The organism is Oceanobacillus sp. MO10714A, from assembly GCF_037072045.1.
Classification (GTDB): Bacteria; Bacillota; Bacilli; order Bacillales; family Amphibacillaceae; genus Oceanobacillus; species Oceanobacillus indicireducens.
On record NZ_JAXHDC010000003.1, the window covers coordinates 129,510 to 155,962 of the forward strand.

A 26,453-nucleotide genomic window follows, 5' to 3' on the forward strand; every position below is an offset into this window, starting at 1 on the left:
TTCTTATAAACTTTCATTCACGCATTTGCCGCTTGCTTTTCCTCATTGCTGTTGTTTTTATTTTTACCCATGAACTGAATCACAATCATAACTGCGAAAATAATTGCTCCAATCAGGTCAGAGTTTCCTTCTGGGTACATGAGCAAGATACCTGCAACAAAGGCAATGATCCGCTCAAACCAGACCAGCTTACGGTACCAATACCCGATTAAGCCTGCTCCAATTGCAATCATACCGGTAAGAGCCGTAATAATAATCCATGTCAAGCCTAGAAAGGTGACATCGATCATCAAGAGCTGTGGTTCAAAGATAAACATATACGGGATGATAAAGGCTGCGATTGCAAGCTTCGTCGCATTCACTCCCGTACGTATCGGTTCCCCGCCCGATATCCCCGTAGCCGCAAAAGCTGCCAGCGCTACTGGCGGGGTAATATCCGCCACGATTCCAAAGAAGAACACAAACATATGGGCGGCAAGAACTGGAATCGCCAGCTCATACTGGTCACTTAATGACATAATTGCCGGTAGAGCAATCGTTGATGTAATAATGTAGTTCGCAGTTGTCGGTGACCCCATCCCAATAATAATCGAAGTGATCATCGTAAAGGCCAACGTCAGCAAAATCAACATCATTTCATTTGTAGCAATACTTGAAGCAAGACCGACTAAACCGTTACCTAACTTCAGACCTAACCCTGTTCGTGTTACTACTCCAACGATAATTCCCGCACAAGCTGTCGCAGCCGCAACACCGAGAGCTGTCCGCGCACCGTCTGTTAATGCAGTCAAGAGCTTACCTAGTGTAAATTTACCATTCTCATCAAGGAACATATTCGTTTCTTTACTGAACATACTCACAAGAATTGCAGAGAGAATACCATAAATAGCTGTCCGCTCAATACTAAAACCAGCAAATAAGAAGTAAACGATTGCGAGAATCGGTAAGAGCAAATAAAGTTTCTTCAAAACATCCATTTTATTCGGCAAGTCTTCTTTTTGAAGTCCTACAAGACCGAGCCGTTTCGCTTCCAGGTGAGTCATCACCCAAATACCAGTGAAATAAAGTAATGCGGGGATAACCGCCGCTTTAGCAATATCCCAATACGGAACGCCCGCAAATTCAATCATAAGGAACGCTGCGGCCCCCATAATCGGCGGCATAATTTGTCCACCGGTTGATGCGGCCGCTTCAACCGCTCCAGCGAAGTTCGGTTTATATCCGAGCCGTTTCATCATCGGAATCGTATATGATCCGGTTGTTACTGTATTCGCAACTGAACTTCCAGAAATCGTACCGTTTAAGGCACTTGAGAATATCGCTACCTTCGCAGGTCCTCCTACACGACGTCCTGCAATCGCTAGTGCCAAATCATTAAAGTAAAGTCCGACACCTGTCTGAACTAAAAATGCTCCAAATAATAGGAATAAGAAAATATAAGTAGATGACACCTGAATCGGTGTACCTAAAATTCCTTCTGTCGTAAAGAACATCGTATTTATCAACTGGTTTAATGTCAAACCGCGGTGTGCGAGCATTCCAGGCATAGACTGACCAAAATACGCATAAGCAAGAAACAGAGTTGCAATAATAACGATTGGCAAACCAACCGCTCGCCTCGCTGCCTCTAAAACGAGCAGAACTGCTATTCCACCAATAATCATTTGCGTGTTATCAATACTACCGACCTTCATTACCAAAGTTTCATAGAATAATGGCCAGTAGGCACAGACGACAATAGACAAGATTACGAATATCCAGTCATACCATGGAACACTTGACTTTTTTAATCCCCTCTTTGCCGGGAATAATAAGAATATGAGTGATAAAGCAAAGCCTAAGTGAATCGTTCGCTGGATATATGCTGTCTTAGCCCCAAATGCTCCAGTGTAAAGGTGGAATAGAGAAAAAGCAATGAGTGTAAGGAAAACTACCCAACCGAGAATTCCACCTAATTTTCTCTGGTTTGATTCCGCATCATATTTCTCCATCAACTTCTGCTGTTCTTCTTCTGAGAGTTGTATTTCTTCCATATCCAACTTTTTATCTTTTTTGTCACTCATCAATCTTCACTCCTTTCAAGTATTTCCATAACGGAAGTTTATCTATTTTCACCGTATACCGAGCACCAGGTTCAAAGTAATCATTGAACCAAACCATCTGCTCTTCATCGTCACCCGCATATTGCCAGCGGAGCCGATGTTCGGACACGGTTTTACCATTGCGTATATTCATTGATTCAAAACGGATATTCATATTACCAATATGATACTTCCCATCCTTCGCTTCGAATTTCTGACCTTCTTCTGCATTGGAAGGCATACCAATTCCAAAAGATTCAAAAATCATTTCATATTGTTCAATATTTAAATCAGCTGTTATGATATATTTCTCCTCAACATCTGTCAGGTGGATCGAATGAGTAAATATTATATCGAATTGATCCCCTTTATTCATCGGCAGAAAAGCCGCAATCTCCTTCGTATTCTCTTGATAAAAAACAAGCGCCGTGCGCGAAGGGATAAATAAAATGAGGACGATAAGTAGTAGGATTATAAAGGCAATAATCATTTTTTTAAATTTCATTCTATGTAACCACCAGTTTTTTCGTCAATAAAACGGCCGGCGTTCAAAACTAATCTACCGTCTTGATTGCCGGCCACGAAATTCAGTTAATTATTCATCAAGCACTCCTGCTTCTTTGAAGTAACGCTCCGCACCCGGGTGGAAATCGATTCCGATTCCTTCAACACCTGTTTCTGGTGTAATAAATTCCCCTTTAGAGTGTGTAATCGTGTCCGCATTATCATAGATTGCTTTCGTAATGTCATAGACAACATCTTCTGATAAGGAGTCTGTCACCGCAAGCATTGCAAGAACTGCTACAGTCTTGATCTCTTCATCTACACTACTGTATGTCCCCGCAGGAATCGTGTCCTCTGCATAGTATGGATATTTTTCAATAATGGCATCAATCTTGTCTTGCTCAATCGGTACGACGGAAACTTCTGTTGTAGCACCTAAGCCTTCAACTGCCCCAGTAGGTGTACCTGCAGTGATGAATGCTGCATCGATGTTACCGTCTTGAATTCCGCCAGTTGATTCGTCGAAATCCAAATGCTGGGCATCGACATCATCCATTGTCATATCGTAAGCTTCGAATATCTGTTCAGCGTTGATATAAGTACCTGATCCTGGTGCACCTACAGATACCTTTTTACCCGCAAGGTCTTCCACTGATTCGATACCTGAATCTGCTGTTGTTACAATTTGCACCGTTTCCGGATAAAGGGATCCTATTGCCAATACATTGTCAACCGGTTCACCTTCAAACGCATTAATTCCTTCTACCGCGAAAGCTACGACGTCTGTTTGTACAAATGCAAGCTCTGCCTCGCCTTCTTTAAGGGCAATAACATTATCCGCAGAAGCATTGGAAGACGGAGAATCTGTTTGAATCCCTGTCTCACTCGTGATAATTTGCGCCATTTCTCCGCCAAGCGGGTAATAAGTACCGCCCGTTCCACCCGTAAGCATACTTAGAAAATCGGGCGTATCTTCTCCCGTTTCTACATCCTCAGCGCCTTCATTACTGGCGTTGTCGCCGCCAGTATCCCCAGTTGCATCTCCTTCGTCATCTCCTCCGCCACAAGCTGCCAAGAATAAAGCAAGCGCTATCAAAAGAACGGAGAGAATAGATAATTTACTCTTTTTCACCTTATATCCCCCTTTCGTTATACGTAAAATTCTAACAAAAGTCTCTATTTTGTCAATATAATTCTTGTAAACTATCGGCAAGTTAGCAATTTTCTATAGGAATTTAACGATAATTACCATACAAATCACGAATTAGGTTCGTACTATTCCTTTCTAACTACTCTACCTGCTTTAAGTAAAAAGTTCAACAAAAATGTATCCGTTTTCAATTCACTTCTTGACAATATTACGAAAATTCAATATGATAGTGTGTAAATATTTTGATGTTTCTCATGATTGGAGGTTAATGAGATGAAAGTAAAGATAGCTGTGTTCGGAATACAGGAAACAATTGACCGAGTTTATGCAATTTTACCAGAAGATGCCGAGATTGAATTGTTGCCTTTCGTTTATTCCAATGTGAATGAGACAACCTCTCTCCTTGATACCGTTTATAATTGTGATGTTTACTTATTTACAGAATATCTCTCTTATCTATATGCCCGAAATCAAATTGAAAGGAAACGCCTGCCAACCGTAGCGATTGAATTGGACCCGTATAGGATAAGCGCGGCCCTCTACCGATTACAAGCGGAAGGTCCAGTTAAACGAATTGCTTTCGATTTGTTTGATGAAGCCTACCTAAGAGATGTAAAAAGTGAGCTAGACTTGGAAGACGGACAGATTCACTCATACCTGCATGACTCGTGGGAGAGACCAGATATAGACAGCCTGCTCACCTATTACACTACGCTTTGGCAAAAAGGGAATATCGATCATGTTCTTGCAAGTACAGCAGAAATCACTGCAGCTCTTCAGCAAAAAAATATCCCAGCAAGCACCATTCACTTACCTGATCTCCGGCTGAAACAAGCGCTAGAGAAAGCCATTTCACTTGCCAAATTAAGTGAATCGGAAAACACACAGATGGTGACTGGCTATATTTCAATCCAAGGAATTGATGAAAACACAGAAATCGTCGGACATCGTTTAGATATTTTAAAGCGAATCAGGAAGATCGTAGCACGGTTTACCAATCGGACAGATTCAACCTTCACAGAGACGAAGGAAAGACGATTTATTATATACGGCAGTGAGAAGCTACATAAGCATTTGAAAGAACATTACCGTTCATTTCCTTTATTACAAGAAATGAAAAGCGGTAAGCTTCCTGTTTATCTTGGATTCGGACTGGGGCTCAGTGCACTCGAAGCTGCGAAAAATGCCGAAATAGCGCATGAAAGCTGTCTACGAAGTGATCATAGTATTTGTTATATTACAAATGAAAGACAAGAAATGATTGGACCGATTGGCGTCGAAAAGGAAATTGACACATCAAGCCTATATCAAGCATTGATCCACGATGCTCGGTTGAATAATGAGCTTTCGTATAATTTTATTGATTTTATTACCAATCGAAATAATGAACCATTCTCAACAAATGATGTGGCATTGTTTTATCAAGTAACGAAACGGAGTGCTGAGCGGACGGTAAATAAGTTACTAACAGGGGATGTCATAAGGGTAGCTGGTGAAGAACGACCCTATAAAAAAGGGAGACCACGCAAGTTATTTACGCTGAATCATTAATGCAAACAAAAAACCTCCATATTGCCCCTAATAAAGGGTCATATGGAGGATTTCTTTTCATTTACAAACTCAATAATTCCCGAATATCATCTTCGCTCAGGCTGCTTAGCATTTGTTCGCCTGGCTGAATGACTTGGTTGATGAGTTCACGTTTTTTCTGTTGCAATTCGTAGATCTTTTCTTCAATCGTTCCTTCTGCAATGAGACGGATGACTTGAACGATATTTTTCTGCCCAAAGCGGTGGGCTCTGCCGGTTGCCTGATCTTCTACGGCCGGATTCCACCAGAGGTCATATAAGATAACCGTATCAGCACCGGTCAGGTTCAACCCGGTTCCCCCTGCTTTTAGCGAAATAAGGAAGACACTCTTCTCCCCGCCGTTAAAGCGTTCGCTCATATGCTGACGTTCCTCGGAAGCCGTATCTCCGCTCAGGTAAAAGAAATCGATTCCTTCTTTATTCAGTTCCTTAATAATCAATTCATGCATACTCGTGAATTGGGAGAATATCAGCATTCGTTTGTCGTTTTCAAGAGCTGTCTTCACTGTTTCCATTAATTGCATTAGCTTGCCCGACTCCCCTTGATAATTCTCAATAAATAAAGAGGGGTGACAGCATAGCTGCCGCAATCTTGTCAGTCCTGCGAGAATCTTCATCCGGTTCTTATTAAAGCCACTATCTTGAAGTGACTCAGAAGCGTCTTGCTGTACTTGCTGCAGATAACCGACGTACAATTCCTTTTGTTCCTTGGTCAACTCAGAAAGACTAACAGATTCAATTTTATCCGGTAATTCTTTCAATACATCCTGCTTTAAACGGCGTAAAATAAACGGTCTTGTGATACTTGCAATTCTCTCATTCGAAAGCTGCTTGAAACTTCGTATATTCGGCATTAAGCCTGGCAAAACGACTTGAAAAATGGCCCATAATTCTTCAATCGAGTTCTCAATCGGTGTCCCACTTAAAGCAAAGCGGCGAGAAGCATTGATCTGACGGATTGCCTGGGACGTCTTCGTTGCATAGTTTTTAATATATTGGGCTTCATCCAGGATCAATGTTTGAAAGTCGAGTTGGCTATATTGTTCGATATCCTGACGTACTGTTGAATAAGAAGTGATCCAAACATCGACATCCTGCTTATTCTCGATTTTTTCAAGTCTTTCTGCCGGTGACCCGGTTAATATTTCAACCTTTAAATGTGGTGTGAATTTATCGAATTCATTCTTCCAATTATAAACAACCGATGATGGAGCGACGACTAGATGCAGCTTGTCACTCGGTTCAGATGCAAGATAAGCGATTGTCTGCAATGTTTTCCCAAGCCCCATATCATCTGCCAAAATCCCACCTAAGTGATAACGACTGAGTGACTTGAACCATTGATAGCCTGTCAGCTGATAATTCCTTAAATCGGCGTCCAGATTTTCCGGCAATTTATCGACATGTTCTTCTGGTGAACGCAAATGATGAATGAGTGAGCGGAATTCCGGGTCATAGCTTTTTTTCGTATCGATCAGTTCATCAATTTGCGTACTCCGGTAGAGCGGCATTTGCACGTTTCCGCTGGTCACATCCTGTTTTTTTATATCCAGCTGATCGAAAAACTCATTTATAGAGGAAAAAGCATCATTTTCAAGCGAGAGGATTGCCCCGCTATTTAAACGGTAAAACCGTTTCTTTTCAATAACTGCCTGTAAAATTGAATCCACTTCCGATTCATCCACTCCGTCAATATCAAAGCTGATTTCAAGCAGATTGGAAGCCGAATCGAGATTCACGTTTGTTGTAGCTGTCGGTTCATGCTCTACAATCATATACTTCAAATCAGACGTCAGAAACAATTCCACTTTGTCCGCCAACAGTGGGAGGATTTTATAAAGAAATTCATAAAGCTCCTCTTCTTCTATTGTTTCCAGATAGAGTTCCTTCCCGTTATACCGGAAATTCGCATGCTCAATCAGCTCCATAATTTCCCGTTCTTTCTCCACTTCACGGATAATGATCACATCATTTTGCCCGCGTCCATTAAATGGGTTAACGAGATGCTTTCCGTATTGATATTCCAACTTTCCTTTCACTACCTCATCCTGCAATTCAAGGTAAAGTTTCGCTTGAAGTGGCACCTGAATGACTTCTTCAATAATATTCTCTGCAACCGTGACATCACCTACCGTTTTTAAAGACGGAATGACTTCGGAAAAGAAACGGTCTGCCTGCTGCTTTGAAATCGCAAGGGCATGATGATTAATGTTAAATTTAAACAAGTTGGCAACAATCTCGGTTTGTTCTGGAGTAATGAAATAAAAGACCCCATTATTCAACAGCATATTATATTCCTTCAAAACAGACATACCGCTGCCTTCTTTAAGCCGCAGCAAAATGTCCGCTTCGTTACTTTTTTCAAGCATAAATTGAAAAGGGAATCCCTTTTCAGCAATCGTTACATCCTCATACGTCCGGTCCGCGACTGTAACCGTTGTCTTCCGGTTTGCAAGCTTCATGAGCAAATCACGCGCGGCAAGAGGCGGAATTGTCATATACCGGTTGTCGGCTGAATTTGTCATCGAATAGAACGTGGAGTGGTAAATATTTTCATTCTTCCAGATCGCATGTAACATCCGGAATACTTCCTCATCCAACTGCAGAAGATAATTTTCCTCGGGCCTGAATGTGAAGTTCTTCGTGAAAAAGTATTCTTTACCAGAAAGAACTGCATCGATTAGTTCAACCAGTTCTTTTACCACATAAGTGCGATTCTCTCCGAATTTCAATTCAATGAGTAAATTGCCACTATAACTAACATGCAAATGATACTCTACCTGTACCGGCGTCTGGTCCATGACAAGGCTCGGATTTTTCTGGTCTAATTGCTGCAGCTCGCTAATCTGCTCAATGAACCGGTCTGTAATTTTATAATCATAGGAAACTGCCTGTTCTCCCGACCCGTCCTTCGCTTGTATCATTAACAAAGTTGCTACAATATGCTTACAGGAGCCATATGTGTCGAACGCTGGGCAATCACAATACGTTTCAATCATTCCTTTATTGATGCCTTTTACATCGATTTCTACAAAATAATCTTCCGTACCGGTGACGGTTGTTGTCCACACACCATGATTCCTGTCATAGAGCGGTTCACTGACTCTGCCCTTGTTATAATAATCGACTCCCCGACGGTAGATGACCGATGGGAATAATCTGCTGATATTAACATCCTTTAATGGTTTCAAGATCCTACTACCTGCCTTTATGTTATTGCCTTAGTTCCATTTTAAAGGAAGCAAGGATAAAAGTGAAAAGAAATCATATTACGCTCCGCTGCCGTTTTCCTTTTAGATAAAAATAAATATAAATGATGATGGAGCAAAGAATGGAGATCGATGATGCAATATAAATCGATGCGTAATTAATATTCGATGCGAGCATCCCGAAGAAAATCGCAGCAACTCCAATCCCTAAGTCAAAGAAGGAGAAGAATGTTGCGTTCGCCATCCCTTTCCGGTTCGCTTCCGCCCTATCTACCGCCCAGGCCTGAAGCGCCGGTTGTACTGTTCCAAAACCAAATCCATACAACGCTGCTGCAGTCAACAAAATCGTCTTACTTGGTAACCAAGCGAGTAAAAGCATGGCAGAAAAGATGAAAAGAGCACCTGGAATGAAGACATAGAGATGCCCTTTCTTATCATAAATCTGTCCTGCAAAGAGCCGGGAAAACATAAGGAAAATCGCGTAAACAAGAAAATACATTGTAATCCCTTCTACATTCCGCTCTAGTGCATGAAGTGGTAAGAAGGTAGCGATCCCGCCAAATGTCGCCGTAATGAAAAACATAAGGATCGAAGGCTGTAACGCAGTCTTCTCAAGCACATCAAAACGAGCAGGTTTTGATTGTGTCTCCGGTGCTTCTACCTTTTTATAACGTATGCCAAGGGATAAAAGTAATGCAGTAAGTCCAAGTGTTGCGCAGATGAAAAAGATATCCCGAAACGAAATGATGCCAACAAGGGATAAACCGAGGGACGGCCCCATGGCAAGGGCAATATTTCCAGATAATCCGAAATACCCCATTCCCTCTCCTCTTCTCTTAGGTGGAATCAAGTCTGTTGCAATTGTTCCTCCTGCAGTAGTAGAAAATCCCCAGCCTGCACCCTGAATCACCCGTACTAATCCGAGTAGAAAAATACTTGCAAGGAACCCATAAATCCCCATTGTTATTACAAAAATAGCTAACCCAATAATATATACGAAGCCACGCCCTTTTGTTTCCAATGCATGGCCAGCGAATGGTCTTAATAATAATGCCGAAAAAGTAAAGATCCCAACAATGATACCAACCATCTGGTCACTGCCACCAAGCTCCTTTACATAGAGCGGGAGTGTTGGCAGCGTCATTTGGAAACCAAGAAAAATAAAAAAGTTAGCTAACCAAATAAAAATAAAATCCTTTGTCCAAATTTTTTCCTCTTTTGGTCTCGAATATGGTCTTGCCTCTCCCATTTGATCAGACATCCTCTCCTAAATGCTTAATACTAAATTATACCGGATTACTTCGAGAATGGAAATATCTTAACTTACGCATCTGAAAGTGAGAAAGCAAATCACCCTTATCAAGCGCCGCATGGTAGATTGCTTTCTTTCAGTGTAAGTGCAACTTTCTTCTGGAGGTTCGCAGTCCAGACACCTCTCGCTTTCCGCAGGCGGCTGGTGAGCCTCCTCGCACGCTTTGCGCGCTGCGGGGTCTCACCTAGGCCTATCGACGAACAGGAGGTTCTAATGCCGGCATTGGTCACAGGACGTGACCGTACTTAGCCGGCCTCCCGCAGGAGTCTCGAGGTGTCTGGGCTGCTCCGAGGAAAGGCCAAATTTGGAGCACTATTTATTATTTCTTAAATAGAACGCTTATTATGGTGGGATATTTTCCGTCAACAATAACACTCTCTACCAGTTCAGTTGCCCAGTGGACGGTGACTCCTGCGGGAATAGCACGAGTCCGGAGACCCCGCAGGGCGGTAGCCCGAGGAGGCTTCGGCTGTGCCCGCGGAAAGCATCCGTCCACTGGGCAACTGAACGGCGATTAGAACGCCATAATTAGTGAACGAGCCAGATACTTACGCTGGATGAAAGCAAGTAAGTTACTTTGCTAAGAAGAATTTTTAAAAAGTGCGCTACTATGAAACTTTTATCTATTCCATCCGTATAACCTACTACAGCGAAGCATACATATTTTTATTTTGGAAAGGAGTCTATACCTGTATGGAAACGATGTTGGAAGTAAAAGGACTTAATAAATCCTTTAAAGACAAACAAGTTTTAAAAAACATATCCTTCGAAGTAAATAAGGGTGAAATAATGGCCATCCTTGGGCCGAACGGAGCAGGGAAATCAACAACCATCCGTAATATTATGGGAATCATGTATCCCGATGAAGGAACCGTCACGTTCCATAACCACCAAGGAAAAGGAATACCACAAAATAAAATTGGCTACCTTCCCGAAGAACGAGGCTTGTACAAAAATGTGAAAGTGATGGACATCTTGCTTTACCTTGCTGATTTAAAAAGTTACCCCTTGGACAAGGCAAAGAAACGAATTCTTGATTACTTGAAAAAGTTTGACTTGGAAGGTAAAGAAAATGTCAAGATGGAAGAATTATCAAAAGGAATGGGCCAGAAGGTACAATTTATCGGCGCAGTCATCCATGAACCCGAATTATTAATCCTCGACGAACCTTTCTCCGGCCTTGATCCAGTGAGTCAGGAGATTTTCAAAGATGAAATTCGAAGTCTCCGGGATAATGGCACTGCTATTTTACTTTCTTCCCATCAAATGAACCTGGTCGAAGAAATGTGTGACCGTTTATTTATGATTCAGCGTGGAGAAAAGATCATTTATGGGTCACTCTATGATGTAAAACAAGAATATGCGAATTTCAAATGTACCATTCGTGGAAGCAATGAAAGAGGTACACTCGAGACGATTCCTGAAGTTGAAAATATCGAACAGGACGGCGATGTAGCCATTCTTTACTTAACGAAGGATGTTAATCCAAACCGTTGGCTGAAACAACTGCCAGACGATGTTACGATTCAGGAGCTGGCGATTGACCGAGTATCTCTCCATGAAATCTTTATTGATATCGCTACAGATAAACGCTTAATGTCGGAAGAAGGTGAAATCCATGCGTAATGCAATGAAAGTTGCGAAATGGGAAATCAAGCGAAATATGAAAAATAAAACCTTTCTAATCGGGTTATTCCTTACTCCCCTATTAATCGTCGGTTTCGGCTTGATTGGCAGCTGGATTGGAGGCAGTTCTGACGATGACTCTCATGAAGATGAGATGACTGTTTTTATTAATGATGAGATTGGTATCATAGATGAACTTACACAATATGCTTCTGAAAGTGGACTGGAATGGTCTATAGAGGAAGCGAATGTGGAAATTGGCGACGTTGCTGCTGAGTTAGATGGTGCGGAGGATACCGCCTATATTTTATTAAATGAAGCTGCTTTAAATGATGGTGTCGTTCCAGTATATATCGCGGAAGATGTCGATCCATTCTTTTCAAGTCAACTAGCAATTTTCCAAGGGCCAATCCTCGCCCATCAGATGAAAGCGCTCGGGTTAACGGAAGAGCAATCGCTTGCTGTCTCTCGCGGGATTCAGTTTGTCGAAATGGATGCAGAAGAAATGACGAACGACAAAGCTCTTGAAGACGAGGCATCCGGTGAAGATTTCCTAGCGGGAATCGTCCCAGCAGCCTTTGGAGGAATTATTTTCATTTCGATCCTTTTCACCGGGATGGCAATGTTCCAAAGTGCATCCCAGGAGAAAAAAGATAAAATTGCTGAAATCATTCTCTCTTCCGTCACTCCTGAGGAATTGATGCAAGGGAAAATTATCGGTTATTTCGTCCTTGGACTTGTGCAGGCCGCTGTATTGCTTGTATTTTTAGTGCCAATGATCCTGTTTCTAACCGATGTTCCGCTATTTGAGTATCTGTTCGTCCCAGAGACTCTTCTATTCGTACTCCTTGCCGTCTTAAACTACTTAATGTTCGCAGCAATCTTTGTCGGAATTGGGGCTACGATTGAAGATGTGACGACTTCAGGAAATTTCCAAGGAATCGTCATGATGCTTCCGTTCTTGCCATTTATTTTCATCGGTCCGGTCGTTGGGGATCCTTCTGGCTTAATGGCACAAATCGGTACCTATATTCCATTCACGGCACCAGGTGTATTACTGCTCCGACTCACGATGCTCGATGTTTGGCCGTGGCTTGAGATTAGTATTTCACTTGTAATTATCATCGTCAGTGTCCTTGTATTTATTCGACTTGCTGGTAAGATCTTCAAAGTCGGAATTCTTATGTATGGGAAGAATGCAACTCCCGGAGAAATTTGGAAATGGTTAAAAGCATGAAGTACTTTTTCCATTTAATCTAGAAATATACTATAATACTAGTATAATAGTATTCACTTGTAGGGGGTAATAAGTATGTTAATGTATGTTATAGCCTTGGGTATAGGAGTATGTGTTAGTTTAATTATCGCAAGCGAAGTATGGGATTAATAAGCATAAGCATGTACAGAGCGCATCCGCTAAATGGATGCGCTCCTTTTTTATGTAAAAACTTAGTCCCAAAAAAGCCTAGAAAAGCTATGAATCACCTTCATTCAGCATTAGTGCAACTTTCTTCTGGAGGTCCGCAGTCCAGACACCTCTCGCTTTCCGCGGGCGGCTGGTGAGCCTCCTCGGGCTAACGCCCTGTGGGGTCTCACCAAGCCTATCCTCCCGCAGGAGTCTCGAGGTGTCTGGACTGCTCCGAGGAAAAATCCAATTTGAAACACTATTTTTCATTTAAGAATAGACCGCTGATCTTGAGACGAGATAGTTTCCACTCATAATAATTGTCCCTACCAGTTCAGTTACCTGCAGGACGGTGAATCCCGCGGGAAAGCGGAGACGATGAGGCCCGTAGGAAGTGCCTTTCTTCCGAGGCAGACTAAGAACACTCTCGTATGGGGTAACGTCTGCATAAACACGTCGAGACTAAGGCCGTGCCCAACTAAACGCTGAATGAAGTAATCGGCAGTTACGTTCATTTAGTTAATTAGCTTTTCCAGACCTTTTTTCCTATATTTTCTGAATAGTCCTTTATTATCATTCTTGATTTATTTCTCTTATTCCCTTGTTTACTATATTCATTCATATTATTATAAAACTATTAATCTAATTTTTTCCAAAAGTAGCAGGAGGCATTTATGAAGAACCTCAAGATTAGCTTTATCGTAATAGTATTACTTACTTTCTTTATTCATGTGGAAAAAATGGAAGCAGCAAGTGGACAAACCTATGAAGTCGGGGCTAACATACTCCACGTTCGCGAAGATCCTGCAGGTGATGCAAGGATTATCGGGTTGCTAAATAAAGGGGATAAGCTCACCGCCTTTGGGGAGCAATATGGCTGGGTACAGACGTATTATGGCGGAAGCACCGCCTGGGTCGCGAAACATCATTTAATTCCTACAGACTCTGCAGTCACCACAGCAAGTTCTGATCAAGCCGCTACAACAAAAGCGTCTGAGTCAACAACCGCCGGCCAGATTACCGTTACGGCACCGAGTGTGAACATTCGCTCTGGCCCAAGTCTGGATCATGCAGTCATTGCCGGGGCAGTACAAGGGGAAACTTTTCATACAATCTCCGTTTCCGGGGATTGGGTAAATATTAAGCTGTCTAACGGAGATACAGGATGGATTGCTGCTTGGCTAACAAGTTCGCAATCAAACATGGCAAGCACAAGTGAGACTGCAACAGAAACGGGAACTACACAGGTTGCAAGTGCCAGTACGGAACAAGTTCAATCTTCAGCAAACAGCTCCCTTTCCGGTTTTAACATTGTGTTGGACGCCGGGCATGGCGGAAAAGACCCTGGTGCAATTGGTCTTAGCGGGATACACGAGAAAGACCTCGTCCACCAAACGACTAATACAATTGCGCAAGTGCTGCGGAATTACGGGGCAACCGTAATCGAAACACGGACATCGGATTATTATTCATCATTGGATGAGCGAGCAAATTTGAGCAATGCCTATGACACGGATGCTTTCATCAGTATCCACTATAATTCGTTCCCTATCGTTTCCGTACAAGGAATTAATACGTTCTATTATAGTGATGCGGGGTATCAGTTAGGGAAGCATGTTCATTCAAATCTTAGTTCTACTGTTCCTTTAACGAATCGAGGACTGGGACAGACAGGTTATAAAGTATTGCGCAATACAGATGCACCAGCCATTTTACTTGAGCTAGGATTCATTACAAATCCGTATGATTTATCCGTGATTCAAACTGCCGATTACCAGCAGACAGTTGCTGAATCGATTGCACAAGGATTACTAAACTATTTTCATTAAAAACAAATCCCTTCACCATTTTCGGCTGAAGGGATTTCTTAACTTAAGTATCCAGGGCTAGCCACGTCCGCTCTGCGCCCAACAACTATCAAACTTCACACTCCTCCAATCAATAGAGAAGAATTGCCGAGCAGTCTTTATAAGGCTTAGTCGCACTTATACCCTTGTGGTGAAAGTCAACCCAGAACTAGGGGAAATTCGATTAAGTACGCCCCGTCGTGGGAGGCACAGTTTGTACGTTGCTACGAATCAGAGGATGTGCTAATACAAACGCTCTTCAGTGAGACGAGTAATCGCAGTCCCAGGCGTTGCGAAACGAATCGAAGCTATATAGAGCGATTGAACTTACCCAGGTCTATGTTTATGATAAAGAAAGCGAGCAGTATAAACTCTGCTGAAAAGTCGATTCCGAACTCGCGATTGATGCTGAAACCGGGGAATTGCTTAATATGGAATCACTGAATTAAATAATGTAACCATTATTGCTTAAACTGTTCTAAACGGCTGAAGAAATCAACGACAAATTCATAAAAGATTTTCTCCGTCGGTAGTAATTCTCGGTCGGCGGGAATGATCATCCCAACCGTGCGGGTAACGACTGGATCAATTAATGGAATTCGGACCGTTGCCCGTGGTTGATTGTCGACGAGGGTGCTTTCCGGGACAAGAGAAATGCCTAGACCTGCCGAGACGAGCCCCTTGAGTGCATCAATATCATCCCCTTCAGACGTAACCTTAGGTGTAAAACCAACTTGTTCACAAGCCTGGACGAGAATACGTCTTAAGATAAAGCCTTCCGGGAACATGATAAAAGATTCCTCGCGCAGATCCGTGAGCTGTAATGCACGTTGATTTGCTTTTGGATGATTCAGGGGTAATAAGGCGACGACTTTTTCCGTTGACAGCACCTTCCCCTGTAAGCGAGCTTCATCCACTGGCACCGGCGCAAGTAATGCCATATTCGTCTTCCCTTTCAATACATAGTTTTTTAATTCATAATAATTCCCTTGAATTAATTTAAATTTAACTTCCGGGTAATTCCTGCGAAAGGCAGAGATCAATGTCGGCAAAATATACAATGCCAACGTACTGACGAAGCCAATATGGATCGTTCCCTTCTCGGGGTCGGTATATTCATGAATGACCTGTTCCGCATCTTCAATCACATGGATCGCCTGCTCCATATGCTTTAAGAAAATTTCTCCAATTGGAGTGAGCCGGACATTTCTCCCTTCACGAATAAATAAACTAACCCCAAGTTCTTCTTCAAGCTTCGCAATCTGCCGGCTAACCGCAGACTGGGCAACATGCAGGTGATTTGCGGCATCGGTTACATGTTCTCTTTTCGCTACTTCAATAAAGTATTTAATCTGTCTTAGTTCCATGTATTTCAGCCCTCCTATGCTTATTATCTCATATCGGCATTGATTATATCTATTATTTATATTGTTTAGATAGATATAAAAAGGTAAAATTGAAATATAGTTATACGTACAGATATAAGGAGGATTGGCAAATATATGAACACAATCAGTAACCAACTAGATACTGAGAATAAAAAAGTATCCACATATCTCGATGAAATTTATCGTTCGGTTGTGAAACGAGATCCGAATCAACCTGAGTTCCACCAAGCTGTTGCTGTCTTCCTCCAATCGATTCTCCCTCTATTAGAAAAAGAACCTCATTACATGGAATTGGGTATCCTCGAACAAATCGTTGAACCCGAACGCGTTATTTCTTTTCGCGTCACATGGGTGGATGACAACGGAAAAACCCAAGTAAACCGTGGGTATCGAGTACAATTCAATAGTGCTATCGGGCCTTTCAAAGGTGGTATCCGCTTTGACCCAAGCGTTAACTTGAGTATCGTAAAATTTTTAGGATTTGAACAAACATTTAAAAACTCACTAACCGGCCAACCAATCGGCGGGGCTAAAGGCGGAGCTGACTTCGATCCAAAAGGAAAGTCGGATAATGAAATCATGCGCTTTTGTCAAAGCTATATGACCGAGCTCGCCAGATATATCGGACCTGACATTGACGTTCCTGCCGGCGACCTTGGAGTCGGAGCAAAGGAAATTGGTTATATGTTCGGCCAATATAAACGAATACGCGGTGCTTATGAGGCTGGAGTAATTACTGGAAAAGCTCCCGTTTATGGTGGCAGTCTCGGAAGAACCGAAGCAACCGGTTATGGAACGATTTATTTCTTGAAAGAAATGCTGAGAGACATCGGCCGTAACATTAGCGGAAGTTCCGTCGTCGTTTCCGGTTCCGGTAATGTATCGATTTATGCGATGGAAAAAGCGAGCCAGCTTGGAGCGAAAATTGTCGCTTGCAGTGATACTTCCGGCTACATTTATAATAAAAATGGTATTGTCGTTGAAGTACTTAAAAGGATTAAGCAAGTTGATAAAGGCAGAGTTAGTGATTACCTGGAATTCGATCCAGATACAACATTCCATGAGAACTGTAAAGGTATTTGGAGTGTCCCTTGTGACGTTGCCTTACCTTGTGCAACTCAGAACGAACTAGATGAAGAAGATGCGCTTGAACTTGTCAAAAACGGTGTCATCGCCGTTGCGGAAGGGGCAAACATGCCATGCACGCAAAAAGCAACAAATGTATTGCTCGAAAACGGTGTAACGTTCGGACCGGCCAAAGCAACAAATGCTGGTGGAGTGGCTGTTTCCCAGTTGGAAATGGCACAAAACAGTATGCGTCTCAAATGGACATTTGAAGAAGTTGATGAACGCCTCCAAGATATTATGATGAACATTTATGAAAATTGTGTAGATGCAACCGAACAATTTGATAATGCCACGAACTTAATCCAAGGTGCAAACATTGCCGGATTTAAGAAAGTTGCCGATGCAATGATAGCTCAGGGCGTTATCTAAAAAGTTATTAAAAGACCTGCCATTCTTCTTGATTGGCAGGTCTTTTTTATAAACAAGGACACTCGTGATTTCAGTCGTGAGAGGTTCAAAGCAATTGCATCGTTGTAACACACGTTCCATCACCTTCATAAGTGGATAGAACTTCTTCTGCTGTTTTACCTTCATACGATATTTTCACTTCAAATTCATCGTTACGCGGCAACCAGAGATCAATAAATCCATTGTCCATCGTTTCCATTGTTTCATTGACGACGATGTTGCCCTCGCTATCCGTAATTTCCACTGCAAATGCTTCTTTTACCATCTCGCCCTGGCACCCGGTTAAGCTATGATCGAAGCAAGGATGGGTTACTTCTTCAAATGGTGCGATCGATAGGAAGAATTTATCTTCAGGAAGGTCATAGATTTCTTCTTCATTATTCTCATTTGTCACAATCAACTCCTTAGAGGTGATTGATGCAGAGACATCCTTAAACGTACCAGTACTGTATTCATGGACTAATTGTTCAATATCACGTGATGCTTCTTCGGTTCCCGATCCCTCTTCTTCCGCGTTGCAAGCAGCCAAGATAAGACCCGCTAGTAGAAGGATAATCATTGCCATCTTTTTCATCATTTTTTCCACTCCCACGGTATAAATAAAATCTTATACCCTCATTTTAGCATGGTAACAATCATACTGGAATAGGGATAAATGAAGATTACTTGACAACTTGTTTACCCTAAAACGACACGGTCATCCTCGAATTGTACCTTGCGAATCCGCTGGAATTCGTGCAAGAGATCTTCTACAGTCAATCTCTGCTTATCAATCCCATTTGCTTCAAAAATAATTTGTCCTTTATCCATCATGACTAGCCGGTTTCCGAGGTCAAGGGCTTGTTGCATGTTATGGGTCACCATCAATGTTGTAAGCCCCGCATCCGCCACGACTTTTTTCGTAAGATCCGTAATTAACTCCGCCCGGGATGGGTCAAGGGCTGCCGTATGCTCATCCAGCAAGAGAATATCTGGGTCGGTAAAAGTTGTCATGAGCAGAGATAGCGCCTGCCGTTCTCCACCTGACAGCAACCCAACTTTTGCTGTCAGACGATCTTCCAAACCAAGATTCAATGTCTGCAAGTATTCTTTGAACATTTTCTTGCGATGTTTCGTAACACCAAAGGTTAATTTTCGTTTCTTATTTCTTGAATAGGCCATCGCTAAATTTTCCTCAATCGTCATGGATGGTGCCGTCCCTGCCATCGGATCCTGGAAAACCCGGCCGATAAAACGGGAGCGTCTGTACTCTGAAAGGTGGACGACCTGTTTTCCGTTAATGAGCACATCTCCAACATCAGGTAAAAGTTGGCCGGCAATAACGTTCATGAGTGTGGACTTCCCTGCTCCATTACTGCCGATAACAGTGACGAAATCCCCTTTTTCCAAGCTTATGTTAATATTGTTTAATGCCTTCTTTTCATCAACTGTCCCTTCATTAAAGACGACGGAAATTTTTTTCACATCAAGCATTTCTTAACCAACCTCCTTGATATCTTGCTCTAAAGCCCGTCGCTTTTCAATTCGGCGCTTCTTCTCGCGCTGGACCTGGAGAATCTTCGGTGAAATAAGCGCAATAATAACGATAATCGCCGTAATGAGCTTCATGTCTCCTGTTTCGAGAAAATCAAATCGCAATGCAAGTGTCACAATTATTCGGTAAATGACCGCTCCTCCGATAACTGCGAGGGTTGCTCTGGCAATTGTCTTCGTGCCGAAAAGCGCTTCTCCAATAATGACAGAGGCAAGACCGATAACAATCATTCCGATTCCCATTCCAACATCAGCGAATCCACCAAGCTGGGCAATTAACCCTCCAGAAAGTGCGACTAGGCCATTGGATAAGGCAACTCCGAGAATCGTCAAGTTATCCGTGTTCGCAGACAAACTACGAATCATCCGCTTATTATCTCCAATCGCCCGGATTGCGAGTCCGACCTCTGTCTTCAGGAAATAGTCGGTAACTAGTTTAATAACAACCGTCACAAGGAGCATAACAATTAAAATTGCCCATGTACTTGGCGGCCGGTCAATCCCGAAGATACCTAACATACTATTTAGGCTGTTATCAATCGAAGTCCCCCATACACTTCCCAATTGGTCGAAAATAGTTGATTCCATATGGAGGGATAAGGTCGGTTGACCGAGAATACGAAGGTTGATCGAATATAAAGCTGTCATCATGAGAATTCCTGCTAAAAGAGCATTCACTTTTCCTTTTGTATGCAGTAATCCTGTTAGTGTGCCCGCAACAAAACCTGCAATACCAGCAAGAATCGTAGCGATAATTGGTGGAACTCCATTAATGATGGCTAGTGCAGCCACAGCAGCACCTGTGACAAAGCTTCCATCAACGGTTAGATCAGGGAAATCAAGAACTCGGAATGTCAAATAGACACCAAGTGCCATTATTGCATAAATAATCCCTGATTCTACTGCGCCAAACATTGAAATAAACATAATTTGTACTCCCCCTGCTGACTTCTTTCAATATAGTAAGAAGATAAGCCGCCAATGCTAGCGACTTATCCCCTGTTTTTACTCCATAAAGTGAAACTTCATTCAATGGAGAATTCCTTCCCTCCCCACTGATTGTTAGTTGAACAGAATCAGGGATTTACGGACTGTATATCCCACACCTTCCCATCTTGAGCTTCCCTCATGTTTAGAGGTGGGGATATTACAGAACGTTAATCCGTGATAAATTGTGCATCTTCATCCCAGTCGGAATGCCATTCGACGTTTTGTGCTTCAGCTGCTTCCTTATTTATGAACAGTTGCATTTCTGCAGGATATTCTACCGGGATTTCACTTGGTGATTTGTCATTAGTTAAAATATCAACAGCCATTTCACCTGTGCGGTAACCTATCGTATGATAGTCTATTCCGTATGTTGCGAAGCCGCCTTTAGCAAGGGAGTCTGGTTCTCCGACAATGAGCGGGATGCTATGTTCATTAGCAACACTCACAACACTATCGAATGCTGAAACTACCGTGTTATCTGTAATAATATAAAACACATCTACATCTTCCACTAACGTAACTGCGGCTTGTTGCACTTCCGATGTATTAGCCACAGTACGTTCAACAACCGTAAGATCGGTTCCTTCCGCTACTTCTTTCACTGTGTTCACTTGAGTTACAGAGTTTTGCTCCCCGGCATTATAAATCATCCCAATCCCCGCTCCTGGAAAATAATCGGCAATAAACTGCACTGTTGATTGGATTCCTTCCGGGTGTAAGTCTACTACCCCCGTTACATTACCTCCAGGCTCTTCCATCGACTCAACAAGCTTTGCCTCAACAGCATCTGTCACCGATGTAAAAAGGATCGGAATCTCACTCGTTGCTTGTAATGCGCCAAGTGCACTTGGTGTAGAGTTTGCAAAGATAAGATCCACTTCATCCGCAACAAAACCGTCGGAAATCGGCTTTACGTTATTCTGATCGTTTTGCGCAGTTTTGAAGTCATATTCTACATTCAGCCCAGCATCCTCGAGTGCTTGCTGGAACCCTTCATATGCAGCATCAAGTGATGGGTGCTCAGCAATTTGCGTTGCGCCAATTTTGTATACTTCCCCATCCGTATTTTCATTCTCATTGCCTTCTGATGACTTCGTATCATCGGAACCACAAGCTGCAAGAAGCAAGATTCCAATTGTAAACAATAACAAAACTAGCTTTCTCATCCACTTTTCCCCCTATGTGTATTAACGCGTTAAAGTAATAATGCATAGAGCGATTTTACCATATTTTCTGTATTTAAGATAGACTTTTTTAAAAAAATTCTGTTAATAGTTCCGGGACAGGGGGGTCAGAGCATTTGTCCCACTTCGTGCGGGACAAATGCTCTGACCCCCTGTCCCAATTTAGAGTTTTATGGTATGATAATTAAGTACTAGGGATTTGGACTCATTTCTTTCTATTGTAATGGGAAGGGGAAAATAGAGATGACAAAACGATTGAAAGCTTATATTTTATTCGTTTTTTTCGTTTCATTTGGAATAGCGATATTTTCCGGACCAATTCACATTGATATAACATTATACACCCAGTTACTAGTAATTTACTTACTATTCACTACATTTTACTCGCATTTAAAAACAATTGTTAAAACCGGTCGGGTCAATATTGATTATAGTGTCTCATATGGTCTTTCATTCGGACTTGCCGCTGGACCACTCGGGCTTTTCTTATTTGAAGTAATCAACCGATTTTATGTTTTTCTTTACCGGAAGAAAACAGATACGGCTGATGAAGATGAATTTTTACATACCTTTTATAATATTGGAGCGCCGACCATTCTTCATTCGCTCGGATTTTACTTGTATTATTGGCTTTTTCCGTACTTCGATCAAATACCATTATTTGGTTTTTGGATTCTCCTTATTTTAATCGTATTTCTGATCGATATGCTTTCTTCTGTACTGCTTCTCGGGGTATTTTATAGTATGGGAGATATGCAGACCCGAGTGGATAGCATTAATTTTATCAAAGCAAGAAGTAAAGCAGACTCACTCCAAAAAGCAATTTCAAACGGACTTCTGTTAATTTTCATTACGGAAGGACGCTGGGAATTGATGCTCGCCCTCTTCCTTTTAAATTATTTATCTAGCCGTGCTGCTGTACTTAAATCACAAAGTATCCAACATAAGATGGAACGCGACCGTTTCGAGCAAATGGCTTACACCGACTTCCTGACGAAGCTCCACAACCGCACGTATATGAATAAGGTGATGAATGAATTGAACGGCTCAGATGAAACGATTGGTATTGCTGTTTGTGATATTGATAATTTCAAGCAGATCAATGATACGTATAATCATACAGTCGGGGATTATGTCATCCATCATGTTGCAAAACGCCTGAAGAGTTTACTTGGGGAAAATGACTTTTTGTTTCGCAGTGGTGGAGAAGAGTTTACCATTATTTTGCGAAATCGATCCTTTAGTGAATGTGAGGCATTAGTAAAGACCATTCAACATGAAATCGAACAGCTTCAGATTGTTACGAAGTACCGTTCTGAAGAAATTTTCATCAGCTGCACAGCTTCCTTTGGCATGTATTATTTCACTACCTTAGAGAAGATAGATATTAAGCAGGGCTATGTTCAAGCAGATGACCTACTTTACAAAGCAAAAGGGCTTGGAAAAAACCAGGTTATTTCAAAAAATGGCAATGAGCCGCTCTGTGGTCAGTTCGAAAGCAATGTTTCCAATGCAGAAGTAAAGTAAAATAAAAACAACCTGTTGCGCCCGGCTGTTTTTTATCACGGATTAACGGTCAGTAATATATCCCCACTTCTAAACATGAGGGAAAACAATATGTGAAGATGGGGATATACAGTCCGTAAATCCCTGATTCTGTTCAACTAACATTCAGTGGGGGAGGTAAGAAAACCCCACTGAATGAAGTTTCACTTTATATAATAATATTTCGTTTTTTTGCTTCGAATAATAGTTTATCTCGGAATTTCGGATGAGCTAACCCAATTAGTGCCATGGTACGTTGACCGAGTGTTTTTCCACGTAAGTTTGTGATTCCATACTCTGTAGCGATGTAATTAACATCATTCTTACTCGTCGTTACAATCGAACGAAACCCCCGTTATCTCAGGATACTCTTCCCTATAAGCACCCATTGGCAGCCAGTCTAAAAGTGTATGATAATAAATGTCGGTCAAGTTCTCTTCCTTTATATACTGATCGAGCGCTGCAATAATCCTAGGTGGTGTGGATAGACCGATATCAGATCCACAGACCCAGCCTGATTTAACTTGCTGGGCAATCCCCTCCGCTGTTGTCTTCTTTGCTTCATACTGCGCTAAGTAACCATTCATCTGTTTTATAATCCTTTCCCTAGATTAACCTCAGATTAAACCGCTTTTGTTTTCCTTGTTTTCACGATTTGCTTACTTCTTAATTGACCACATGCCGCATCGATATCTGCACCATTTTCCCAGCGAACACCACTATTGATTCCGCCTGCTTTCAATGTTTGGTGGAATTCCTGGATTGCATCAACATGACTTCTTTCATACTGGATATGTTCATCGACCTTATTATATGGAATCAAGTTCACATAGGCTAAATGACGGTGATTGTAAAGAAGCTTGACGAGTTCTCTCGCTTCTTTCTTGCGATCATTGACACCTTGCAGCATAATATATTCGTATGTTATTCGGCGATTTGTCTTCTTCAAATAATAATTAACCGCCAGCATGAGCTTCTCGATCGGGAATGCTCGGTTAATTTTCATAATTTGCGTGCGTAGTTCATTATTTGGAGCGTGCAAGGAGATTGCAAGATTCACTTGGATTCCTGTATCGGCAAACTCGTAAATCCTATGGGCAAGACCACTTGTTGATACGGTAATATGACGGGCGCCGATATTCAAGCCCTTATCATCGTTTACAATGTAAAGGAAGTCCATTAAATTATTAAAGTTATCTAACGGTTCACCAATTCCCATGACAACGATATGACTGACCCGCTCGTTCTTCCCTTTCAAATCTAAATTCTTCTGAACATGCATGATTTGCTCCACGATCTCGCCACCTGTTAAATCTCGGCTCTTCCGGAGCAATCCACTTGCACAGAAGGAACAGCCAATATTACAACCGACCTGTGTCGTCACACAGACGGAAAGACCGTAATCAAACCGCATGAGCACTGTTTCAATCACGTTCCCGTCCGCAAGCTTAAAGAGATATTTAACCGTTCCATCTTTAGATTCTTGTTTAACTCCTTCTTTTAATGTGGTAAGGCAATAATTTTCTTCCAATAATTGAATTGTCGATTGATTGACATTGGACATGTCGGAAAACTGGTTTACTCTTTTCTTGTAGACCCAGTCCCATACTTGATTTGCTCGAAAACGCTTCTCGCCGTTTTCAATCAGCCAATCTTCCAATTGCTTAAATGTTAATCCATAGATGGATAGTTTAGTCATGATGTTTCCCCATTTCTTTTCCTTTTCCTTCTCTCATCTTACTTTAATCTTTCGGTAGTAGCAAATCGGATTCTTCTTTATAAGCGGATAATTGGACGGCATTCATTGCTAAGCTTATCCTTTATAGTAATGACTCCAATTTCACAACCTGCACAAGCTAAGTATATCTTTCATAATGATTACTTTCATTCGGCGTAAGCGCAACTTTCTATTGGAAGTCCGCAGTCCAGACACCTCTCGCTTTCCGCAGGCGGCTGGTGAGCCTCCTCAGGCTGCCGTCCTGCGGAGACTCACCTATGCCTTTCGACGAACAGGAAGTTCTAATGCCGGCGTTGGTCACAGGACGTGACCGTTCTTAGCCGGCCTCCTGCAGGAGTCTCGAGGTGTCTGGACTGCTCCGAGGAAAGGCCAAGTTTGGATCACTATTTTTCATTTAGGAATAGAACGCTAATCTTGATGAGATAGTTTCCATTCTAATAATTCATCACTACTAGTTCAGTTGCCCTGACTCCTGCGGGAAAGCGGAGACGATGAGACCCCGCAGGAAGTGCTTTTCTTCCGAGGCAGACTAAGTTCGCTCTCGTATGTGGCATGTGGCAACGTCTGACATTGACGTCCTGTGCGTCGAGGCTTCGGCTGTGCCCTATAGGATGCGCATCCGCCCACCGGGCAACTGAACGGTAATTAGAACGCCAATCAAATGAATGCACAAAATACTTACGCTGAATGTAAGCAATCATAAGGTGGAACAGGTTTCGGATGTGAAAGTGGAGTAATGAGATTAAAGGAGTGAGTGGATTGCAACATGAACATGCCAAAGTTTTTAATAAAATCCCTTTATCTGTACTAGACCTTGCACCAATTCGCCAAGGTTCAAATGCGAGAGAATCGTTTAAGGAAAGTGTTGAACTTGCTCAACATGTTGAAAAATTAGGCTTTAACCGCTATTGGCTGGCTGAACATCATAATATGCCTGGTATCGCAAGCTCTGCGACATCTGTTCTCATTTCTCATATTGCTGGGAATACGAAGCATATGCGGGTTGGAGCTGGTGGTATTATGCTGCCAAACCATGCAACGCTTGTTGTCGCCGAACAGTTCGGTACACTCGAATCGCTTTTCCCGGGAAGAATCGACCTTGGACTCGGCCGGGCACCCGGAACAGATCAGGCAACAGCCTTTGCCCTTAGAAGAACACTGAATTCTGGACCAGAGGAATTTCCGATGCAAGTAAATGAATTGCAGGATTATTTTTCCGATGAACCGAAGACACATGTTAAAGCTATTCCCGGTCAAGGATTGAATGTTCCAATCTGGCTGCTTGGCTCCAGCGACTTCAGCGCAAGACTTGCTGCTCATAAGGGACTGCCCTTCTCTTTTGCCAGTCACTTTGCACCTGCCTACACCATTCCGGCATTGAAGCTTTATCGGGCCAACTTTGAACCGTCCGATGCGCTCGCTAAGCCATATGCGATGGTTGGGGTAAACGTGATTGCAGCGGATACGAACGAGGAAGCCGAGTATCTGGCAAGCTCCCAATATATGCAATTCCTTAACTTGCGCCGCGGGAAACCAAGACAACTTCAGCCACCCATCGAAAGTATGGATAGTGTATGGTCTCCAATGGAAAAAGCCGCTGTCTATGAATCGCTCGATCCACGGACGACAATTGTCGGTGATAAAGATACAGTTAGGGAACGTCTCATCGCATTCCAAGAAGAAACACAAGCAGATGAAATGATTATCGGATCGCAGATTTTCCATTTGAAAGATCGCCTGCGTTCTTATGAAATCGTAGCAGAACTATTCGATTGATTACAAAAAAGGGCATAACTTTCTGATAGACGCAGAAAGT

The 26,453-nt window shown here is 42.3% G+C and carries 20 protein-coding genes; 7 read left to right on the forward strand and 13 right to left on the reverse strand.

The features are described from left to right. Nucleotides 1–17: 17 nt before the first annotated feature. From SPD53_RS04375 to SPD53_RS04385, 3 genes are all read right to left on the reverse strand, one after another. The gene (locus SPD53_RS04375) at nucleotides 18–2,063 is read right to left on the reverse strand and encodes a TRAP transporter permease (RefSeq protein ID WP_336251743.1); all 2,046 of its coding nucleotides are present in this window, start codon (nucleotides 2,061–2,063) and stop codon (nucleotides 18–20) included. Continuing rightward, a complete protein-coding gene (locus SPD53_RS04380) occupies nucleotides 2,056–2,586 on the reverse strand; it encodes a DUF1850 domain-containing protein (protein WP_336251744.1) in 531 nt (176 codons plus the stop codon). Before SPD53_RS04380 ends, SPD53_RS04375 begins: the two co-directional genes overlap by 8 nt. 90 nt (nucleotides 2,587–2,676) lie before the next feature. Further along, nucleotides 2,677–3,717 (reverse strand): TAXI family TRAP transporter solute-binding subunit, encoded by a 1,041-nt coding sequence (locus tag SPD53_RS04385; RefSeq protein ID WP_336251745.1) that lies wholly within the window; start codon nucleotides 3,715–3,717, stop codon nucleotides 2,677–2,679. Between the two features lie 291 nt (nucleotides 3,718–4,008). Here SPD53_RS04385 and SPD53_RS04390 point away from each other — a divergent pair, with 291 nt between their 5' ends. Further along, the gene (locus SPD53_RS04390; protein ID WP_336251746.1) at nucleotides 4,009–5,286 is read left to right on the forward strand and encodes a hypothetical protein; all 1,278 of its coding nucleotides are present in this window, start codon (nucleotides 4,009–4,011) and stop codon (nucleotides 5,284–5,286) included. Between the two features lie 61 nt (nucleotides 5,287–5,347). Here the strand turns inward: SPD53_RS04390 and SPD53_RS04395 are convergent, their stop codons facing one another. Both SPD53_RS04395 and SPD53_RS04400 read right to left on the reverse strand, forming a co-directional pair. Continuing rightward, the gene (locus SPD53_RS04395) at nucleotides 5,348–8,515 is read right to left on the reverse strand and encodes a DEAD/DEAH box helicase (RefSeq protein WP_336251747.1); all 3,168 of its coding nucleotides are present in this window, start codon (nucleotides 8,513–8,515) and stop codon (nucleotides 5,348–5,350) included. A gap of 73 nt (nucleotides 8,516–8,588) precedes the next feature. Further along, nucleotides 8,589–9,794: an MFS transporter gene (locus SPD53_RS04400; protein ID WP_336251748.1), complete on the reverse strand. Its 1,206-nt coding sequence runs from the start codon at nucleotides 9,792–9,794 to the stop codon at nucleotides 8,589–8,591. Nucleotides 9,795–10,538: 744 nt separating this feature from the next. On the opposite strand from SPD53_RS04400, the gene SPD53_RS04405 reads away from it, so the two are divergent. From SPD53_RS04405 to SPD53_RS04415, 3 genes are all read left to right on the forward strand, one after another. Further along, entirely contained in the window at nucleotides 10,539–11,471 is a 933-nt protein-coding gene (locus SPD53_RS04405; RefSeq protein WP_156854104.1) for an ABC transporter ATP-binding protein, read from the forward strand. 4 nt (nucleotides 11,472–11,475) lie between these two features. Then, a complete protein-coding gene (locus SPD53_RS04410; protein WP_232334276.1) occupies nucleotides 11,476–12,708 on the forward strand; it encodes an ABC transporter permease in 1,233 nt (410 codons plus the stop codon). Between the two features lie 842 nt (nucleotides 12,709–13,550). Continuing rightward, nucleotides 13,551–14,705, forward strand: coding sequence for an N-acetylmuramoyl-L-alanine amidase (locus SPD53_RS04415; RefSeq protein WP_336251749.1), 1,155 nt, complete (start codon nucleotides 13,551–13,553; stop codon nucleotides 14,703–14,705). A gap of 479 nt (nucleotides 14,706–15,184) precedes the next feature. Here SPD53_RS04415 and SPD53_RS04420 read toward each other — a convergent pair whose 3' ends face one another. Next, entirely contained in the window at nucleotides 15,185–16,090 is a 906-nt protein-coding gene (locus SPD53_RS04420) for a LysR family transcriptional regulator (RefSeq protein ID WP_336251750.1), read from the reverse strand. A 135-nt stretch (nucleotides 16,091–16,225) separates the two neighbouring features. On the opposite strand from SPD53_RS04420, the gene gdhA reads away from it, so the two are divergent. Then, complete coding sequence (gene gdhA, locus SPD53_RS04425; RefSeq protein ID WP_336251751.1) at nucleotides 16,226–17,608, forward strand: NADP-specific glutamate dehydrogenase; 1,383 nt, start codon at nucleotides 16,226–16,228, stop codon at nucleotides 17,606–17,608. 85 nt (nucleotides 17,609–17,693) lie between these two features. Here gdhA and SPD53_RS04430 read toward each other — a convergent pair whose 3' ends face one another. From SPD53_RS04430 to SPD53_RS04445, 4 genes are all read right to left on the reverse strand, one after another. Continuing rightward, a complete protein-coding gene (locus SPD53_RS04430) occupies nucleotides 17,694–18,221 on the reverse strand; it encodes a CueP family metal-binding protein (protein ID WP_156854515.1) in 528 nt (175 codons plus the stop codon). 104 nt (nucleotides 18,222–18,325) lie between these two features. After that, nucleotides 18,326–19,120, reverse strand: coding sequence for an ABC transporter ATP-binding protein (locus SPD53_RS04435; protein ID WP_336251752.1), 795 nt, complete (start codon nucleotides 19,118–19,120; stop codon nucleotides 18,326–18,328). Between the two features lie 3 nt (nucleotides 19,121–19,123). Further along, nucleotides 19,124–20,107, reverse strand: coding sequence for an ABC transporter permease (locus SPD53_RS04440; protein WP_336251753.1), 984 nt, complete (start codon nucleotides 20,105–20,107; stop codon nucleotides 19,124–19,126). 230 nt (nucleotides 20,108–20,337) lie between these two features. Further along, nucleotides 20,338–21,336, reverse strand: a complete 999-nt coding sequence (locus tag SPD53_RS04445; RefSeq protein WP_336251754.1) for an ABC transporter substrate-binding protein — start codon at nucleotides 21,334–21,336, stop codon at nucleotides 20,338–20,340. Between the two features lie 261 nt (nucleotides 21,337–21,597). Here SPD53_RS04445 and SPD53_RS04450 point away from each other — a divergent pair, with 261 nt between their 5' ends. Further along, nucleotides 21,598–22,881: a GGDEF domain-containing protein gene (locus SPD53_RS04450; protein WP_336251755.1), complete on the forward strand. Its 1,284-nt coding sequence runs from the start codon at nucleotides 21,598–21,600 to the stop codon at nucleotides 22,879–22,881. Nucleotides 22,882–23,068: 187 nt separating this feature from the next. Here the strand turns inward: SPD53_RS04450 and SPD53_RS04455 are convergent, their stop codons facing one another. The 3 genes from SPD53_RS04455 to rlmN are packed head-to-tail and all read right to left on the reverse strand — an operon-like array spanning nucleotide 23,069 to nucleotide 24,598. Then, nucleotides 23,069–23,239, reverse strand: a complete 171-nt coding sequence (locus SPD53_RS04455; protein WP_336251782.1) for an acetyl-CoA hydrolase/transferase C-terminal domain-containing protein — start codon at nucleotides 23,237–23,239, stop codon at nucleotides 23,069–23,071. Continuing rightward, nucleotides 23,223–23,486, reverse strand: coding sequence for a hypothetical protein (locus SPD53_RS04460; RefSeq protein ID WP_336251756.1), 264 nt, complete (start codon nucleotides 23,484–23,486; stop codon nucleotides 23,223–23,225). Before SPD53_RS04460 ends, SPD53_RS04455 begins: the two co-directional genes overlap by 17 nt. Before the next feature lie 35 nt (nucleotides 23,487–23,521). Continuing rightward, nucleotides 23,522–24,598, reverse strand: coding sequence for a 23S rRNA (adenine(2503)-C(2))-methyltransferase RlmN (gene rlmN / locus SPD53_RS04465; RefSeq protein ID WP_336251757.1), 1,077 nt, complete (start codon nucleotides 24,596–24,598; stop codon nucleotides 23,522–23,524). 798 nt (nucleotides 24,599–25,396) lie between these two features. Here rlmN and SPD53_RS04470 point away from each other — a divergent pair. Continuing rightward, entirely contained in the window at nucleotides 25,397–26,413 is a 1,017-nt protein-coding gene (locus SPD53_RS04470) for an LLM class flavin-dependent oxidoreductase (protein WP_188855853.1), read from the forward strand. Nucleotides 26,414–26,453: the final 40 nt, after the last annotated feature.

Coding starts and splice junctions, on each gene's coding strand:
- SPD53_RS04375 (WP_336251743.1), bottom strand. CDS start 2,063: ATGAGTGACAAAAAAGATAAAAAGTTGGATATGGAAGAAATACAACTC.
- SPD53_RS04380 (WP_336251744.1), bottom strand. CDS start 2,586: ATGAAATTTAAAAAAATGATTATTGCCTTTATAATCCTACTACTTATC.
- SPD53_RS04390 (WP_336251746.1), top strand. CDS start 4,009: ATGAAAGTAAAGATAGCTGTGTTCGGAATACAGGAAACAATTGACCGA.
- SPD53_RS04400 (WP_336251748.1), bottom strand. CDS start 9,794: ATGTCTGATCAAATGGGAGAGGCAAGACCATATTCGAGACCAAAAGAG.
- SPD53_RS04405 (WP_156854104.1), top strand. CDS start 10,539: ATGGAAACGATGTTGGAAGTAAAAGGACTTAATAAATCCTTTAAAGAC.
- SPD53_RS04410 (WP_232334276.1), top strand. CDS start 11,476: ATGAAAGTTGCGAAATGGGAAATCAAGCGAAATATGAAAAATAAAACC.
- SPD53_RS04415 (WP_336251749.1), top strand. CDS start 13,551: ATGAAGAACCTCAAGATTAGCTTTATCGTAATAGTATTACTTACTTTC.
- SPD53_RS04420 (WP_336251750.1), bottom strand. CDS start 16,090: ATGGAACTAAGACAGATTAAATACTTTATTGAAGTAGCGAAAAGAGAA.
- gdhA (WP_336251751.1), top strand. CDS start 16,226: ATGAACACAATCAGTAACCAACTAGATACTGAGAATAAAAAAGTATCC.
- SPD53_RS04430 (WP_156854515.1), bottom strand. CDS start 18,221: ATGAAAAAGATGGCAATGATTATCCTTCTACTAGCGGGTCTTATCTTG.
- SPD53_RS04435 (WP_336251752.1), bottom strand. CDS start 19,120: ATGCTTGATGTGAAAAAAATTTCCGTCGTCTTTAATGAAGGGACAGTT.
- SPD53_RS04440 (WP_336251753.1), bottom strand. CDS start 20,107: ATGTTTATTTCAATGTTTGGCGCAGTAGAATCAGGGATTATTTATGCA.
- SPD53_RS04445 (WP_336251754.1), bottom strand. CDS start 21,336: ATGAGAAAGCTAGTTTTGTTATTGTTTACAATTGGAATCTTGCTTCTT.
- SPD53_RS04450 (WP_336251755.1), top strand. CDS start 21,598: ATGACAAAACGATTGAAAGCTTATATTTTATTCGTTTTTTTCGTTTCA.
- SPD53_RS04460 (WP_336251756.1), bottom strand. CDS start 23,486: ATGAATGGTTACTTAGCGCAGTATGAAGCAAAGAAGACAACAGCGGAG.
- rlmN (WP_336251757.1), bottom strand. CDS start 24,598: ATGACTAAACTATCCATCTATGGATTAACATTTAAGCAATTGGAAGAT.